15 protein-coding genes and 1 pseudogene are annotated in these 16,231 nt (G+C 40.1%); 12 read left to right on the forward strand and 4 right to left on the reverse strand.

Annotation, left to right across the window (positions count from 1 at the left end; genetic code table 11):
- The first annotated feature begins 186 nt into the window (after nt 1-186).
- The 3 genes and pseudogenes from CBF27_RS03845 to CBF27_RS03855 all read left to right on the forward strand — a co-directional run bounded on the left by CBF27_RS03845 (nt 187) and on the right by CBF27_RS03855 (nt 3,770).
- Nucleotides 187-990, forward strand: coding sequence for a carbohydrate deacetylase (locus CBF27_RS03845; RefSeq protein ID WP_126812615.1), 804 nt, complete (start codon nt 187-189; stop codon nt 988-990).
- A gap of 3 nt (nt 991-993) precedes the next feature.
- Nucleotides 994-2,415 carry a PTS transporter subunit EIIC gene (locus CBF27_RS03850; protein ID WP_126812617.1) on the forward strand — a complete coding sequence of 474 codons (1,422 nt, stop codon included), beginning with the start codon at nt 994-996 and terminating at the stop codon, nt 2,413-2,415.
- A gap of 29 nt (nt 2,416-2,444) precedes the next feature.
- Nucleotides 2,445-3,770: pseudogene (locus tag CBF27_RS03855) on the forward strand (family 4 glycosyl hydrolase).
- 150 nt (nt 3,771-3,920) lie between these two features.
- On the opposite strand, the gene CBF27_RS03860 reads toward CBF27_RS03855, so the two are convergent.
- Complete coding sequence (locus CBF27_RS03860) at nt 3,921-4,670, reverse strand: DeoR/GlpR family DNA-binding transcription regulator (protein ID WP_126812619.1); 750 nt, start codon at nt 4,668-4,670, stop codon at nt 3,921-3,923.
- A gap of 238 nt (nt 4,671-4,908) precedes the next feature.
- On the opposite strand from CBF27_RS03860, the gene CBF27_RS03865 reads away from it, so the two are divergent.
- The 7 genes from CBF27_RS03865 (at nt 4,909) to CBF27_RS03895 (ending at nt 12,878) form a co-directional block, all read left to right on the forward strand.
- The gene (locus tag CBF27_RS03865; RefSeq protein WP_126812621.1) at nt 4,909-5,619 is read left to right on the forward strand and encodes a ribulose-phosphate 3-epimerase; all 711 of its coding nucleotides are present in this window, start codon (nt 4,909-4,911) and stop codon (nt 5,617-5,619) included.
- Nucleotides 5,609-6,166: a 6-phospho-3-hexuloisomerase gene (gene hxlB / locus CBF27_RS03870; RefSeq protein ID WP_126812623.1), complete on the forward strand. Its 558-nt coding sequence runs from the start codon at nt 5,609-5,611 to the stop codon at nt 6,164-6,166. Before CBF27_RS03865 ends, hxlB begins: the two co-directional genes overlap by 11 nt.
- Before the next feature lie 8 nt (nt 6,167-6,174).
- Nucleotides 6,175-7,353: a mannitol-1-phosphate 5-dehydrogenase gene (locus CBF27_RS03875; RefSeq protein WP_126812841.1), complete on the forward strand. Its 1,179-nt coding sequence runs from the start codon at nt 6,175-6,177 to the stop codon at nt 7,351-7,353.
- On the forward strand, nt 7,346-7,780 hold the full coding sequence (locus CBF27_RS03880) for a PTS sugar transporter subunit IIA (protein WP_126812625.1): 435 nt from the start codon (nt 7,346-7,348) through the stop codon (nt 7,778-7,780). Before CBF27_RS03875 ends, CBF27_RS03880 begins: the two co-directional genes overlap by 8 nt.
- Nucleotides 7,781-7,795: 15 nt before the next feature.
- Nucleotides 7,796-9,205 (forward strand): PTS mannitol transporter subunit IIBC, encoded by a 1,410-nt coding sequence (locus CBF27_RS03885; RefSeq protein WP_126812627.1) that lies wholly within the window; start codon nt 7,796-7,798, stop codon nt 9,203-9,205.
- 828 nt (nt 9,206-10,033) lie between these two features.
- On the forward strand, nt 10,034-10,732 hold the full coding sequence (locus CBF27_RS03890; RefSeq protein WP_126812629.1) for a response regulator transcription factor: 699 nt from the start codon (nt 10,034-10,036) through the stop codon (nt 10,730-10,732).
- Nucleotides 10,707-12,878 carry a sensor histidine kinase gene (locus CBF27_RS03895; protein ID WP_126812631.1) on the forward strand — a complete coding sequence of 724 codons (2,172 nt, stop codon included), beginning with the start codon at nt 10,707-10,709 and terminating at the stop codon, nt 12,876-12,878. Before CBF27_RS03890 ends, CBF27_RS03895 begins: the two co-directional genes overlap by 26 nt.
- Nucleotides 12,879-12,940: 62 nt before the next feature.
- Here the strand turns inward: CBF27_RS03895 and CBF27_RS03900 are convergent, their stop codons facing one another.
- Complete coding sequence (locus tag CBF27_RS03900; protein WP_126812633.1) at nt 12,941-13,816, reverse strand: helix-turn-helix domain-containing protein; 876 nt, start codon at nt 13,814-13,816, stop codon at nt 12,941-12,943.
- Nucleotides 13,817-13,966: 150 nt separating this feature from the next.
- Between CBF27_RS03900 and CBF27_RS03905 the strand changes: the two genes are divergently transcribed.
- Both CBF27_RS03905 and CBF27_RS03910 read left to right on the forward strand, forming a co-directional pair.
- Nucleotides 13,967-14,626 carry a GPP34 family phosphoprotein gene (locus tag CBF27_RS03905; RefSeq protein ID WP_126812635.1) on the forward strand — a complete coding sequence of 220 codons (660 nt, stop codon included), beginning with the start codon at nt 13,967-13,969 and terminating at the stop codon, nt 14,624-14,626.
- Nucleotides 14,627-14,650: 24 nt separating this feature from the next.
- Nucleotides 14,651-15,175, forward strand: a complete 525-nt coding sequence (locus tag CBF27_RS03910) for a DUF3267 domain-containing protein (RefSeq protein ID WP_126812637.1) — start codon at nt 14,651-14,653, stop codon at nt 15,173-15,175.
- Between the two features lie 103 nt (nt 15,176-15,278).
- Here CBF27_RS03910 and CBF27_RS14475 read toward each other — a convergent pair whose 3' ends face one another.
- Together CBF27_RS14475 and CBF27_RS03920 are read right to left on the reverse strand one after the other, a co-directional pair.
- Nucleotides 15,279-15,401, reverse strand: coding sequence for a hypothetical protein (locus tag CBF27_RS14475; RefSeq protein WP_281273644.1), 123 nt, complete (start codon nt 15,399-15,401; stop codon nt 15,279-15,281).
- Between the two features lie 44 nt (nt 15,402-15,445).
- Complete coding sequence (locus CBF27_RS03920; protein ID WP_245985941.1) at nt 15,446-16,099, reverse strand: diacylglycerol/lipid kinase family protein; 654 nt, start codon at nt 16,097-16,099, stop codon at nt 15,446-15,448.
- Between the last annotated feature and the right edge of the window lie 132 nt (nt 16,100-16,231).

Here is a 16,231-nt window from a genome sequence, read left to right on the forward strand (position 1 = left end):
ATCCCATTTCAAACGGGATACACTTTTTTTCGCTAACTCAGGTAAACTATTTTCTTAAAACGAAACAGTTTTCTTTTTCAAAGAAAACGCTTTTTATTTATGTTTATCCTCTATATAATAAAAAGCGTCATAAGCGCGCTGAACATGACACACTGAAGTCCATAAAAATATGAAAGGAGCGGCGGTATGAAGCTGCTGATTATAAATGCAGATGATTTTGGGTATTCCCCGGGTGTGAATAGCGGGATTATTTACAGCCACCAGCACGGCATCCTAACTTCTGCGACATTGATGGCGAATATGCCCGGGACGCAAGAAGCAGTTGCTCTGGCGAAGCAGCATCCCGATTTGGGTATCGGTGCCCATCTGACTTTAACTGCTGGCCGGCCTGTGATTAAAGAACTGGGAACGTTGACAGACGATGACGGCAATTTTTTCAAATTACCCTCTTATCACGAAAAACGTCCGCTTTACCGGGAGGAAGAGATTTTTATCGAGTGGTGTGCCCAAATTGATTATTTGATGCGTCAAGGCCTGACGTTGACCCATTTGGATTCGCATCATCATGTACATTCATTTCCCGAAAATCAGCTGATTGCCCGAGCTGTCTCTGAGAGATACGGCTTGCCGTTTCGAAACAGTCGAGGTGCTGAAAAAAAAGCAGTTGTCCCAGCAAATTACAGAAATGACATCTGTGTGGATATGATGAATACTGAGATGATCCGTTCACTTGACCGCGCTTATACAGTGGATAAAGAGGCTTGCTTGGCAGAATTAAGCCAAACATTCAATGCCATTGCGGATTACGAAACCGTTGAAGCGATGGTTCATCCAGCTTTTGTCGATGAAACATTGTATTACCAGTCGTCGTTCCATCTTCAAAGAATGCGTGAAGTAGAAATTTTAGTTGCTCCAGAAGTCAGGAATATGCTTGAGATGTTAGGGTATCAATTTGTTCATTACGGTTTTTTTAATTTTAAGGGGGGATGATAGATGCGGAGATTTATAACAACAAGCAAGATCCAGCTGTCAAAGTTAGGACAGGCGATGCTTATTCCAATCGTAGCGCTGCCTGTTGCAGGTTTGCTGTTTCGTTTCGGTCAAGACGACTTGTTCGGTTCGATGGTCATGCAGCTTGCTGCAAATGTGATTTTTGGTCAAATGCCGCTGCTGTTCACAGTCGGGATGATATTAGCTTACACAAAAACGAAAGATAAAGCAATTCCGCTTTTGGCAGGTGTTCTGTCGATAATGGTGTTCAAAGATGCCCTTGTTTATTTTAACCCATCAACTTCAATGGGAGTTTTTGCCGGAATCGTGACAGGCGGCGTTATCGCTTATTTGTTTGATAAAAGCAGATTTTGGAAAATACCAACGGCCTTTAGTTTGTTCGGCGGGGAAAAGCTGATTTTGACCATTGGGCCAATCGTGATGGTGCCGTTGGCGTGGGTGTTCAGTGTGATTTGGCCGCCGATGGAAGCAGGCTTGAACGGATTTGCTTTATGGCTTGGGACAGCCGGGATGATTGGCGTATTTCTCTTCGGTTTTTTAAACCGTCTGCTCATTCCGACAGGCTTGCATCATGTGCTGAATGCGTATATTTTTTATGAGCTAGGTACTTATGTGCCAAAAGGTGGCAAAGAGGTCCATGGTGAAGTGGCACGCTTTTTAGGCGGCGACCCCACAGCCGGGACATTTATGAGCATGTTTTTTGTCATTATGCTATTTGGCATATCCGGTGCGGCGGCTGCCATTATCAGTTGTGCAGATGAGGAAAAGAAAAAAGCGACACGGGGATTGCTTTCCTCAGGGGCATTAACAGCATTTCTTGCCGGTACCACTGAGCCTGTTGAATTTACATTTATGTTTGCCAGCCCGCTGCTGTATGTCATCCACTCGCTTTATACCGGCTTGGCAGGCGCCATTTTATATGTGACAGGCACAAAAATAGGATTCACATTCGGCTTTAACATCTTTGATTTGGTATTAAACTGGAAAATCGGTACGAATGTCCACTGGATACCAATTGTCGGTGTTTGTTATTTCGCATTGTATTTTTTCAGTTTCCGCTTGCTTATTTTGAAGAATGACATAAAAACACCGGGCAGACGCGATTTTTTAGAAACAGCGGAAAAAAATGAGGCAGAACTTAATTTTTCACTGGCAAGTAAAGACTATGATTATTTGGCCAAAAAAATATTGCAGCATATCAGCGGTACAGAAAATGTGGTGGATGTGACGAACTGCGCCACAAGATTACGTTTGGAGTTGGATGACACTGACAAGGCCGATGTGGATAAATTGAAACAGCTGAATGTATTAGGCGTCGTTAAACTAAACAAGAAGAATTTGCAAATCATTATCGGTCCAGAAGTGTCGCATGTGATAAGAAGTTTTGAAGCAATGTTAAACTAAAAAGAACTAAATCGGAGGAATCTCACACAATGGGTAATAAATTTGTCATGGTCGGCGGCGGCTCCACACAATCACCAGGTATATTAGAAGTGTTGCGGCAACGTGCCGGGGAGCTCGCACTTACAGAACTGGTTTTATACGATATTGATGAGGAACGTGTGTCGTTGTTAGGGCAATACACCGAAATGTATTACAGAGAATCGGGGTCAAATGTCACTGTTTCATACACAACAAACATTGACAAAGCACTCATAGGCGCAGACTTCCTGTTTATGCAAATTCGTCCGGGTCTGAACAAGCAACGGGCAATTGATGAAAAAATATGTCTGAGCCACGGCGTGGTCGGACAGGAAACATGTGGACTGGGCGGATTTTCATTTGCGCTGCGGGTCATTCCGGCTGTTGTTGAGATTATGACAAAAGTCAAAGAACTGTGCCCGGATGCATGGATTCTAAATTACACTAACCCCGAAGCCATTTTATCAGAAGCGATCTACCATGTTTTTCCTGAGGCGAAGTGTTTATGTATTTGCGATATGCCGATTTCAATAGAAGGAGCTATTGCCAAATATTTTAACAAAGATTTGCGGCAGCTGATATTCAAGTACTTCGGATTGAATCATTTTGGCTGGTGGACGGCCATCATAGATGAGAAGGGACAGGATTTATTGCCGCTTCTCAGAGAGGACGTTCTTTCAGGGGAAATCGACACCTTGTTGATGTCGAATGAAGACACAAAAGAAGACCAATACTGGATTGACACGTACAAACAAATGATAAAGCTCTTCAAACGTTTTCCGGCTTTCTTTCCTAACTGCTATTTGCAATAGTATTTAACGCCGGACGAAATGGTCGCCCACGACGACCTGTCGTTTACGCGCGGCGATTTTGTTGTCAACGGCCGTGAAACATCTATTTATAATGAATGCCGGCGGGTCATTGCTGACGGCAGTGCCAAAGATTCCAGCCTGCATGCCGGTGTACACGGCAACTACATTGTAGATATTTGTCATGCTATCATCCATGATACACGTGAACGGTTTACAGTAAACATCACAAATAATGGCAGTATTTCCAACTTTGACCCAAAAGCGGTTGTTGAAATACCCGCATACGTTGGTGCGAGCGGAGCGGAGCCCGTCGTGATAGGTGAAATCCCAACTTTCCAAAAAGGATTGATGGACATGCAAAAAGCGTATGAAAAATTGACTGTCCAAGCCGCATTGACAGGATCTTACCAAACAGCATTAGAAGCGGTTTTACTCAATAAAACCATTCCTAATTTGACCGTTGGAAAAGCTGTGCTGGATGATTTGTATGCGGCTAACAAGGAGTATTGGCCGGAGTTGGTGTAGGTGAGGATGGAATAGGTTTTGATTTTCCCGCAACAGCAAATAATATGTCATTTAAAAGAGACCGTGCGTCTTGTACCGACTCCCGAAAGTTAGAACAAAAAACTAACTTTTGGGGTCGGTGCATATAGCACGGTCTCTTTTTTATGAAATTTAATCAATCAACAACAATTTTTTTTTGTTATATTCTTTACGTACTTTTTCCGGTATATTCTCTGAAATGAGAAAACTTAAATCATCTACCGGTCCGACAATAGCATAGCTGACTGTGCCAAATTTATCATTGGTAATCATGCCGAGTACTTCTGTTGAAACTTTGGCCATTTGCTGTTTTATTTCGGCTTCATGCATTGTTGGCACGCTTGTTCCTGCCTCTATATCAATATTATAAATTCCCATAATATAGAGGTCGGCACGTATATTTTGCAGGAATTTATATGTTTCCACACCTAAATTTATCATTGATTGTTTATACAGAGTCCCACCGATATTAATGACTTCTATATGGGCGTGTTGAGAAAGTTCTACCGCAATAGGAGGACTATTAGTAATAACAGTCGCATGGAAATCAAGAGGAATTTCTTTGACAAGCGCAAGGTTGGTTGTACTACCATCTATAATAATGACAGAATTTTCTTTCAAAAAAGGCAATGCTTTGTGGGCAAGTGCTTTTTTTCTTTCCATGTTCAGGTTTTCTCGATAAGCAAAATCAGTAATTGGCGGACCGACTCTTAGGGCACCGCTATGCACTCTCTTCAAAAGCTTCTGACTATCTAATTCCTTTAAATCTCGTCGGATAGTATCTTCAGAAACATTAAAACGATTGCTAAGATCACTCGCAATCACTTTTTGTTCTATGTTTAAAATATCAATAATTTTTTGTTGTCTTTCTTCCTTTAACATTTGATACTCCTTAAGTTTTATATTTATTTAAATTTTCTCATGTGTGCACCTTTATGTCAACAAAACTCCACTGAATGCGCATAAAAGCGCAAATGCAATCAATTAATATGCATGTTTGTGTTGACTTTTGCGCGCATAACGATTACAATAGATGTGAGATTAGGAATTATCAACACTAGCAGTACTAAAACTTGCTAAGATATCATGATATTTCCAAAAAAAGTTGGGAGTTGAATTTATGGAAAGAGTAGTAAGATTGTCGCCATCAATCATGTGTGCTGATTTGGTTAATTTAGAGAAAGGGATAAAGGAACTGTCAAAAGCTGGCTTGGATACGCTGCATATCGATGTGATAGACGGCAGCTTTAGTCCCAGCATGCCTTTAGGAATTGAAACAATCAAGCGGATGCGTGAAGTTACTGATATGAACTTTGATATACATATCATGGCTCATGACAACGAATTTTTCATTCAAGAAATGTTAAAAATCGGGGTTGAGAATATAACATTTCATTATGAAACTAGCCTGCATGTGGACAGACATATTCAATTGATCCGAAAATCGGGTAGTAAAGTCGGTGTGGCATTAAATCCCTCTACTTCGTTATCTACATTAGATTATGTTTTGCCGGAAGTTGATATGATTTGTTTAATGTTGATCAATCCAGGATTTGCAACTAATAAGAATGAAAAACAAGTGCCTTATGCAACAAGAAAAATTAGGGAGTTAAAACAGATGATTGAAGCAGTAAATCCGTCAGCATCACTACAAGTTGATGGGCGTGTTTCATTAGACAGTATTCCGCAGTTAGTTGAAGCAGGTGCGGATAATTTAGTACTTGGCAGTACTAGTCTATTCATTCCTGGGAATAGTTTGGAAGTGAATAAACTAAATGTTGAAAGAGCGGTTATTAAGGGAATTGAGACGGTGAATAATCATGTCATTTAGAAAATCTGAAAGAAAAATCATACAGGAAATAGAAACGACATTAGGCAATATATCAGAAAAACAAGTAGCTCAATTGGTTCAGTCAATTCAAAAAGCTGATAAGGTTTTTTTTATTGGTGTAGGAAGAGTACTGTTATCATTGGAAGGAATCGCCAAGCGCTTGGCACATTTGGGTATTCAGACAGTAGTTGTCGGACAAATTACTGAACCAGCAATAACAGAAAAAGATTTGTTGATTGTAGGATCAGGAAGCGGAGAAAGTGCTTTTCCTTTAATTATTGCTGAAAAAGCAAAGTCTTTCCATGCAAAGGTAGCGCATATTGGCTCTAATCCAGAGAGTTCCATGAGAAAGTATTCGGATGTGTTTGTAAGAATACCTGTCCAGACAAAATTAAATCTACCAGGAGAGGTTCCATCTATTCAGCCAATGACTAGCTTGTTTGAACAAAGTTTATTGTTGTTAGGTGATGCGATTGCACTTTCATTGATAGAAGAGAACAACATAGACATGATGGGCTTATGGAAATACCATGCTAATTTGGAGTAGGTGATTTGATGAAAGCAGTACATTTTGGAGCTGGAAATATTGGACGCGGTTTAATCGGACAAGTGCTGCATAATAATGATTTTGAAATTTGTTTTGTGGATACATTTTATCCGATTGTCGAACAGTTAAATCAGGATAACGGGTATTGGGTAGAATATATCAATAAAAATCGAACAACAGTTTTTATTGACCAAATTCATGCAATTTGTATTAATGATTTACAGCAGCTAATAAAAGAAATTCAAACAGCAGATTTGATTACCACATCAGTAGGTGTTAATAATTTAGAAAAAATAGCACCAGCTATGACTGAAGCATTAAAAAAACGGTTCGAACAAAATGTAAAACCAATCAATATCTTGGCTAATGAGAACGTTATCAATGCAAGCACATTATTGAAAAGAGCAGTGTATCAGGAATTAGACAAAATATCAAGACAACTTTTTGATACATACGTTTCTTTTGTGGACACGTCAATTGATCGTCAAGCTTTGTCCAAGGAAGAAACAGCTAAAAGTATTGCGGTGGTCGAACCTTATTATGAATGGATAATTAATAAATCACAATGGCATCCTAATGTAGACTTTGAGTTAAAAGATGTCACGTACGTTTCAGAAATGGAACCTTATATAGAGAGAAAACTTTTTATCGTGAATGCTGCCCATGCAGCCTTTGCTTATCTAGGAGCACTATTTGATTGCCAGACTATTCAAGAAGTTATGGAAATTCCTGATATTCTGAACATCGTTCGCGGATTTTTAACAGAGAATCAAGAGTATTTTGTGAAAAAGTATCAAATCAATCAACAGGAATTAGAAAGATTTATTGAGAACACTTTAATGCGTCAGGGAAATCCACAATTGGAAGACTCTATAGAGCGCGTCGGCCGTTCCCCGCTTAGGAAACTTAGTACTGATGACCGTTTAGTCGGTCCTGTGAAAAAACTTGCTAATTTAGGGATATCGCATGTAAATGGTGTGAAAGTCATTGCAGCAGCATATCTCTATAGTAATCCCAAAGACGAAGAAGCTCTAGCATTACAGCAACTTTTGAGGGAACAATCGGCTCTCAGTGTGATTTCTAATGTTTCAGGACTAGAAGGTACGTTGTTGGAGGAAGTTGAAGCTATGTATGAACAAATTAAAAAGAATAAAGAATTGATATTTCAAGGAGGCGGAAATGCTTAAAGAATATCTTGCAGGAAATAGCCTTTTTATTTCGCATGTCCCTGATTGGCAACAAGCAATCAGGATGGCTGCACAGCCATTGTTAGAAAAAGGGATTATTACGAATGAATATATTGATGCGATGATTCAAAATGTGTTGGATAACGGTAACTACATTATTATTTTGCCTAAAGTAGCTATGCCTCATGCACGTTCAGAATATGGCAGTAAAGGAGTTGGTATGAGTTTTCTACGTTTGTTAGAACCTGTCATGTTTCCAAAAAATGAACCGGTTGAGTTATTTTTTGTTCTTGCATCAAACACACCCGAAGGGCACTTGGAATTATTAGCAGATTTAGCGGAAGCTTTGAGTGATTCAGAAGTATATGAAACTTTGCTGGAAATTGAAACGGAGGAAGAATTACTAACTATTTTTGATAAAAAATAAAAAGGAGAGAAAAACATGAATACAACGAACGAGCAAAAACAAGTATCCATGCGGGCTAGGGTTCAAGCATTTGGCGGATTTTTAACAAATATGGTATTGCCTAATATTGGTGCGTTTATCGCTTGGGGAATTGTTACAGCTTTATTTATTCCGTCAGGCTGGTTTCCTAATGAGTCTTTGAATGAACTGGTAAGCCCAACAGTTAGTTATTTATTGCCATTATTGTTAGCTTATACAGGAGGTCGAATGGTTGGCGGTCAAAGAGGTGCTGTTCTGGGTTCATTAGGGACGATTGGTTTAATAATTGGTTCGGATATTCCAATGTTTATGGGAGCAATGATTGTAGGGCCCTTAGGCGGATGGATTATGAAGAAAACAGATAACTTCCTTGAGGGAAAAATTCCTGCTGGTTTTGAAATGGTAGTGAACAACTTCTCAATTGGAATCCTGGGTTTTATATTGATGATTTTGTCATATTTATTAATTGGACCAACGATTCAAGCGGCTAATCAGCTAGTTACAAATGCAATCGAAGCATTAGTATCAACAGGTTTTTTACCATTGCTTTCATTAATTAATGAACCTGCTAAAGTATTATTTTTGAACAATGTTATCGACCAAGGGGTCTACTATCCGCTAGGTATGCAGCAAACACTTGAAGCAGGAAAGTCCATCTATTTCATGGTTGCTTCAAATCCTGGTCCTGGTTTAGGTTTGTTGCTAGCGTACTCAATTTTTGGTAAAAAAGCAGCCAAACGAACTGCACCTGGAGCAATCATTATTCATTTCTTTGGTGGTATACATGAATTGTATTTTCCTTATGTTCTAATGAAGCCGATTACAATTATTTCGATGATTGCCGGAGGAATGTCTGGTATAGTTACCTTTCAATTGTTTGGTGTCGGATTGGTTGCTGGTCCTAGTCCAGGGTCAATCTTTTCATATTTAGCATTGACTCCAAAAGGAAACTTTCTTGGTGTGATTGCAGGAGTGACAATAGCTACAATCGTTTCATTTTTAGTGACTTCAGTAATTTTAAAAGCTGATAAAACTGCTGATGAAGATGTTTTTGAGGAGTCAGTTGAACGTTCAAAATCAATGAAACAAGAAGGAAAACAGTTGTCTGGAGCAAGATCTGTTTCACTTTCAAAGATTTCTTTTGCTTGTGATGCTGGCATGGGAAGTAGTGCTATGGGGGCAACTACATTGAAAAACAAATTGAAAAAAGCTGGTATTGAAGACATAGAAATAAAAAATTATCGGATTGAAGATGTTCCAACTGATAGTGATATTATTGTAGTTCACAAAGATTTAGAAGAAAGGACGCGAAAATCACATCCAGATATCCAAATAGTAGCTTTACAAAATTATCTGCAAGATCCAGCGATTGACCGTCTGGTAGAAGAAATTGTAGAGGGAAAGTAATGAATGTATCAGAGCGATATTAAGAACAATAAATAAGTATTGAAATCATTAAAAAGAGCAAATAACTGTAACTTATAAATATTAGAGGCAAATTAGTAAATATCCACCCGTTTTCATGGGTGGATATTTACTTTGCATCATGGCAAAAATTTCTTTCATTGTTGGTTGGGTGCTGCTTTGATATATGAAATTTTACTATGGTGTTTTTTATTTTAGGGTGGTTAACTTGATTATATTGCTAACCATTTAAAAAAATAAACATACACTTTTTTCTTAATTTTCCATTTGTCAAATTAAGTTAGAACCAATCGCCCCTTGTATAGAGCTCAAAAAGACTTAAATAGTCAAGAGTGATAGATTTAAAAAAATCGCAAGGAAACGTCGAAACCATTGGTATTGTACATCTTCTATATCAGAAGTTTTACGGACATTTGGCATCTTTTCTACCAAATGTCGTTCACAATATTCGATAGTCATGATTTTTGTAAAAAAATGAATGACTATATTGCACATCATTTGAATCGTCCGTTTCATTTGGTTATTGATTTCAGTGGGTTTGATTCCTTGAAAAAATTTTTTTATTTTTAAAATTCGCGAAAATAAAAAACGATATTCATTACTTTACACTTCTATAATTTACTTACTTCCAACCTTATTTTCTTTTATTTAAACAATGGCACAATATTGTCATCCCCCACCCCCATCTAAAATAATCCCTTCCACCTCAAATAGTAAGAATAATTTAAGAAATAAGTACCCCATTTATTCAGAATTTTTATATATAATCAGTATAGTGAACGAAGGATATAAGACAGTTAGGAGATAAGAATGAAAAAAACAATATTAGTTGTGGATGATGACAAAGAAATCCGTGAGGGGATACGCATTTATTTGGAGCAGGAAGGTTATGAGGTGTTGGAAGCCTCAGACGGAAAAGTAGCGCTGGAAATATTGTCGCAGAAAGAGACGCATCTGGTTATTTTGGATATTATGATGCCGAATCTTGACGGGACACTGACTGCGTATCATATCAGGAAAAAGAATAGTGTGCCGATTTTAATGTTAAGTGCCAAAAGCGAAGAGATAGATAAAATTTCAGGGCTGCAAGTCGGTGCGGACGATTATTTGACTAAGCCGTTTAGTCCGATGGAACTGTTGGCAAGGGTCAAATCGCTGTTGCGGCGTTATTTGACGCTTGGCAATTATCAGCCGGAGGAGAAGTCCTCTCATTTGGTCGAAGTAAATGGGCTGCTTCTGGATAAGCTGGAAAAAAAGTTGTTTGTCGAAGACAGGGAGGTCAAGCTGACGCCTAAAGAATTCAAAATCATGGACTTGTTGATGTCTTCTCCCGGCAGAGTTTTTTCCATTGACGACATTTATGAATCCGTCTGGGAAGAACCCAGCTTTCATTCAGACAACACTGTATCCGTTCATATTAGACGGATTAGGGAGAAGATAGAAGTGGTGCCGAAACAGCCAAAATATTTAAAGGTGGTGTGGGGTGTTGGTTACAAAATTGAAAAGTAAAGATTTTTTATTGGGTGCTGTGCTGCTAATGACAATCGGCTGGTTCATTCTTTGCTCGACAGTCGGCTGGTTGAAGGAACAGACAGGGGGAAACGATCCGTCAAGCGCCTTTCTTGATGCTGTGTCTAGTATTTACACAGAAGAGGTCTTAGCAGATGATAAGTTGGCGGATGTTTCTTTTGAAAATATTTCATCGGCACAGGTTCAGCAGTATCGTGAATATTACGGAGACTTGGGCACACAGCTGGGCGATATCTTCACACAATATATAGATAAAATAGATGCAGCTGAAAATCAAAAAAAAGTCGAAGCACTCAAAAAAGAGCGGGACGAAAAAATGCAGGCAATCATTGCGAACTACAGTGATGCCGATATTGTCAGGGAGAAAATCGTTCAGGAAGAAACCAAATGGCTGGAGGCTAATCGCGAGGCTCTGTTAACGTATTTGTCAGATATAGTTGCGTCTGCTGACCGTGATTACAGTTATTATGTCATGAGGGAAAACGGTGAGGTAATCACGAATGTGTCACAGCTGGCAACGGAGACGGACCAAAAAATGATTGCAGCTTATTTTGAGAAAGAAACCATCCAGCCCGGCACACAAAAAGACTACATGGTTGATTTTCAGTATTCAGAGATAGGGTCAAGTGATGCGCACAGTTATTTATTTGCCGGGATGAATGAGGCGGTGACTGTTTCCTATGGCTTAAAACGGACGTCACCATTATTAAATCTGGTGAAAAAAGAAAAACGGCTCAAGAGCATCATGCAAGTACTGGCATGTGCCGGTTTAGGTCTGATGATATTAGGGTCATTGTGTGCATACGGATATGTCAAAGCAGATGACGGGGCACCGCATAAGGGACTAGACAAGCTCAAAAAAATCCCTTTGGATGTGTTGGTGCTTGTGATGTTAGTGGTCAGTTTTTTGTCTTTAGGATTGTTTGAAGGGGTTATTTTGTACCGCGTGTTTCTGTCATGGGCAGGGATTGTTCAGATAATGCTTGCGGCAGCTTTGTTCGGCGCTGCACTGATGTTATGCTTGATCCAGCTCAAAGAACTTTTGACGGCTTTGCAGCACAACAAATGGCCGCTGGTGCTAAAGGCTAAGTTCAACGACACTTTTTTTATGAGGTGTTGGAAAATCATCCGCTACTATTATCGCAAGCTGCCGTTTGTGATTGTAGCAGCGCTGGTCTTGTTGAGCCTTGTTTTAGTCATGTCGCTCGGCCCGGACCTGCTTTTAAATAGTCGGCTTGTGTTAGTCGGGTTGTGTGTATTGGGCATGATTTTACTGTACGTGCACCGGCAGTATTACGTGCGGTCCATGCAGCTGTTGTCTCAACCGGCAGCTATTCTGTCACAACATGGTGAAGCTCTTTCACCGGATGACGGTATGAACGGCGTGGCAGACAATTTGGCAAAGCTTGGCCAGATGGTGGAGCAAACCAAACAATTGAATCGGAAAAGCGAACACTTGAAGAGCGAGCTGCTTACCAATGTCAGTCATGATTTGCGGACGCCTTTGACTTCGCTGATTACATACAGCGAATTGTTGAATCAGCCGGCCCATTCAGAGGGAGAAAAGGAAAAGTACCGGAAAATCATTCATGAAAAATCGTTGCGTATGAAACGCTTAATTGATGACTTGTTTGAAGTGACTAAAATGGACAATGGCGAAATCACTTTAAATCAGTCACCGGTTAATATGAATCAACTGCTGGAACAGGCCGTTGCGGAGTATGAGGATATTTTTAAAGAAAAAAATTTAAAAATGATGTACTACAAGCCGCATGAAAAAATAGAGGCTTTGGTGGACGGCGATAAAATCTGGCGGGTGATGGATAATCTGTTCAGTAATGCAGCAAAGTACGCCATGTCAGGAACGAGGATTCATTTGAAGCTTTATCAAGAGGGTCAAGATATATTACTTGAAATGAAAAATATCGCAAATTATGAATTAAATCAGGAAGCCAGCGGGTTAGTCGAACGCTTTAAGCGGGCAGACAACTCCCGTCATACGGAGGGCTCGGGTTTAGGGCTGGCGATTGCCAGTTCAATCGTTGAATTGCATCATGGCCAGTTAACAGTCACTGTCGACGGAGATATGTTTAAGCTGCATGTGTCGCTGCCGCAAGGGCTGTAGGTCAATAATCGCAAAGCACATCCGACAAGCGCGTCATAGCAATTGTCGGATGTGCTCTTTTGTCAGCTGTCAGAACAAGCAGCATCATTTGTTTTGAAATAAATATAGAGTGCATTCAATTTATTCGCATAATTAACATAACCAAGGACATCGTGGAAAATACGCAGAATCTCTTCCACTTGTGCCGCTCCTTGTTGATGTCCGTCCTTCATTTGAAGGATGCCTTGTACAAAGCGGGCAAATAAATCGAAGTGGATATTGTGTGTCTGCTGTTGTGAGGCAATATTTGTAAAATAAATGTCCAGTATTTTTTCGGCATGGCCGAGTTTGCTGTTTTTGATTAATTTTAGCGCAAAATGGAGAGCTAAATCGTTGCGCCAGTGATTCATGTCAGCAGACGGATGCCGTCTTTTCAACAACTGCATGGCGTAGACATATGCTTCATCGTCGTCAAAGAGAAAGTACATGTACGTTCCGAGAAACAATTCAAATTTTCCCCATTGTTCTATTTTTCGCAAATGTGCCAGCAGCGGCTCGGTATCCGCATGATAAACGGGCGGAAATGAATAGTCGTAATACTGCTTTCCCACGAGACTTATCAGGAAAAATCGTTTTTCACCTGTTTCAGCATACTGACTGTCATTTTCTTCAATGAATTTTTTTAACAGAAAAGAGTTGCCTGAATTAAAGGCATTATCCAGCTCATCTTCGACAGCAGTCAACCAGACATCTAACGCGTTGCCGGTTTCCGAGATAAATTCGAGCATGGTGGTGTCCATCCGGACAAGCAGCTTGAGCAGGTTATTGAAGCTGATGTCGCTTACGTTCGTTTCAAATTTACGCAAAAACTGTGGGGAAACGATATCACCGGCCACCTCTTTAGCTGTTAGTCCTTTGTTTTGTCTAATACGATGAAAAATATCCCCGGAATGCCTCATTCAAATCCCTCCAAGTAACTATAGTATCATTTTCCTGTTAATTTCTGATAAATGCAAGCTTTTTTGCAACGTTTTGAATAGATAGTATCTTTTTTTCCATCGTGTTCATTTTTTTGGCTATTATCAATTTAACAGATAGGAGTGAAACAAATGAAACTGACATCATTAAGTGAACAACTTTTTTTATTAGCGATGGATAGGCGGGGGAGTGTCGCTGGCAATCGGTACCGCATGCAAATCAGTCTGGTGATGGCGGGATTGCTGGATTTAGAAGAAGCAGGCATTATCAAATTAGCACAACAGGCTGTCATAGTAAAAGCAACCAGCTTGCCGGGTGACCTGCTATTTTTACAGCCGCTTCATGAGCTGATAACCAAGATGAAAAAGCCGACTCTCAAAAAAATAGCTGACAAATACTGCGGCACATTCACTGACAGGGAATTAAAAAAATATTTAACAAGTATCAGGAACGAGCTGCTGCAAAAACAGCTGGTGCAAGTGACACAAAAAGCAGGTTATCTCGGGAAGCAGTCGATTTACTCCGCGGACGAGGCTGAGCTGGCACTGCTGTTGGACGATGTCATAAAACAGATAACGGATGAGGCGCCAAACGGCAAAATGCTTGCTTTATGGGTGCTGTTGGAAAAGACTAAGTTATCAGGAAAATATTTTACCAAAGATACACTCAATCAAGTGCGGAAGAAATTAGCAGATTTGACTGACCAGCCGCTATTCAACGACTTGAAAATCATGGAAAAAGAAATAGAAGCAACATTTTTAGTCCTGTTGACGGCTGCGACTGTCAACTAAACAAGAAAGCGGGGAATATGTGATATGTCGAAAATTACTAAAGAAGTAACTTATAGTGCAATGATGGTAAACGTTATCGGACTTTTATGCGTTGTCCCTCTGTTAGTAGCTTATATGTGGAGTTACAGACTGTTTTTTTACAAACAACTAGCTGAAGTCCCTATTAACATGACGCTGCTGCTTACGGGGTTGCTAATTATTTCGTTAGCCGTACACGAAGTACTGCATGGTGTCGGCTGGGTGCTGACAAAGGGCTGTGCCGCTAAAAATATCCATCTGAAATTTAGGATGCTGATGGCATCTTGTCATTGCGACAAGCCGTTATTGGGCAGTCGTTATATGTTTGGCTTGGTATTTCCTTTTGCTGTCCTAGTGACCAGTACGATTATTCTATCGTTTCTCTATCCCAGCAACGTGACATTATTTGCCGCTCTTGTGAACATTGCTTTGTGCGGCGGAGATATCCTGCTGTTTTTAAGGCTCTTTCCTTACCGCAGAAACAAAATCATCGATCACCCGGACAAGGCGGGATTTGCAGTAGTAGCATAGCCGGCACACTAAAAACACACAAAAAACGAACATTCCGTCGTCATTTTGTGTGTGTTTTTCTATGTATTTCTGAAGAACGTCCCGCTTGCTTGTTGCTGCGTTCTTAGTCTTTGGGGACAAACAACGTAAGAAATTTTTTATGCCAGTTTAATGTCAGCGGCAGGGCAGGACCGGCATCGCCGTCTATCCGCGAATAGATAGTGTCGTGTTGATTGGCAGGAGCCATCTTCACCTGCTCGGCGTTTAAATAGGTAAGGCTTTTTGCTTCTTTTAATTCACCTGTAAAGGCATAACGGATGAAAGAAAGTACTTTTTTGATACCGATATCATGCAAGATGCTGATGTGAAATGTATCATGGTCATCGTCCACGTACTTGATGCCCCCGACTGAATCAGTCGTTGTTGCCAGTGCAATCCAGACTTTGAGTCTTTCTTTTCCGGAACTGGTCTCAAAGACGATAGAGTGGAGTGGGCTTTATTACGGCCGATTTTCCGGAAAGCTGCCAGCGGATAGACAATCAGCCCGAATTTTTTCTTTTCTTTTTGCCGGACATCATTAGAGATATCTGCGAGAACGCCGATTGTAAACGAACTGACAATAGCTTTCTCGTTGTTACAAGAACCGATGCTGACTTTTTTTGTCTGTCCGTCAACAATGATGTTGAGCGCTTCGTCAACGTCATTTGGAATGTTCCACCGTTTGGCAAAATTGTTAATCGTCCCCCTGGGGATAATGCCTAGAGGGATGCTTTGTTTGAGTTGTATAAACGCAGTGATAACGACGTTCAGCGTTCCGTCCCCGCCTATTGAAATAATTCCGTCATAGCGAGGAATTTGTTTCTTCAGGGCTGCCAGTGCGTCTTCCACCGTTTTTTCGACTAACAAATCGGCCTGAAACCCGTTTTCCCGCATAACAGCTTGCACATGTTCGGCAGTTTTTTGAATGTCAGAACCTCCTGCACTGGCGTTAAAATAAATAATAAATTTTTTGATTGGAACTCACTCCCTTCATCACTATGATAGTATCTGATAACAAGAAAAAATCGTTGTAAAAAA

The sequence above is a fragment of the Vagococcus acidifermentans genome (genome assembly GCF_003987655.1).
Lineage (GTDB): Bacteria > Bacillota > Bacilli > Lactobacillales > Vagococcaceae > Vagococcus_B > Vagococcus_B acidifermentans.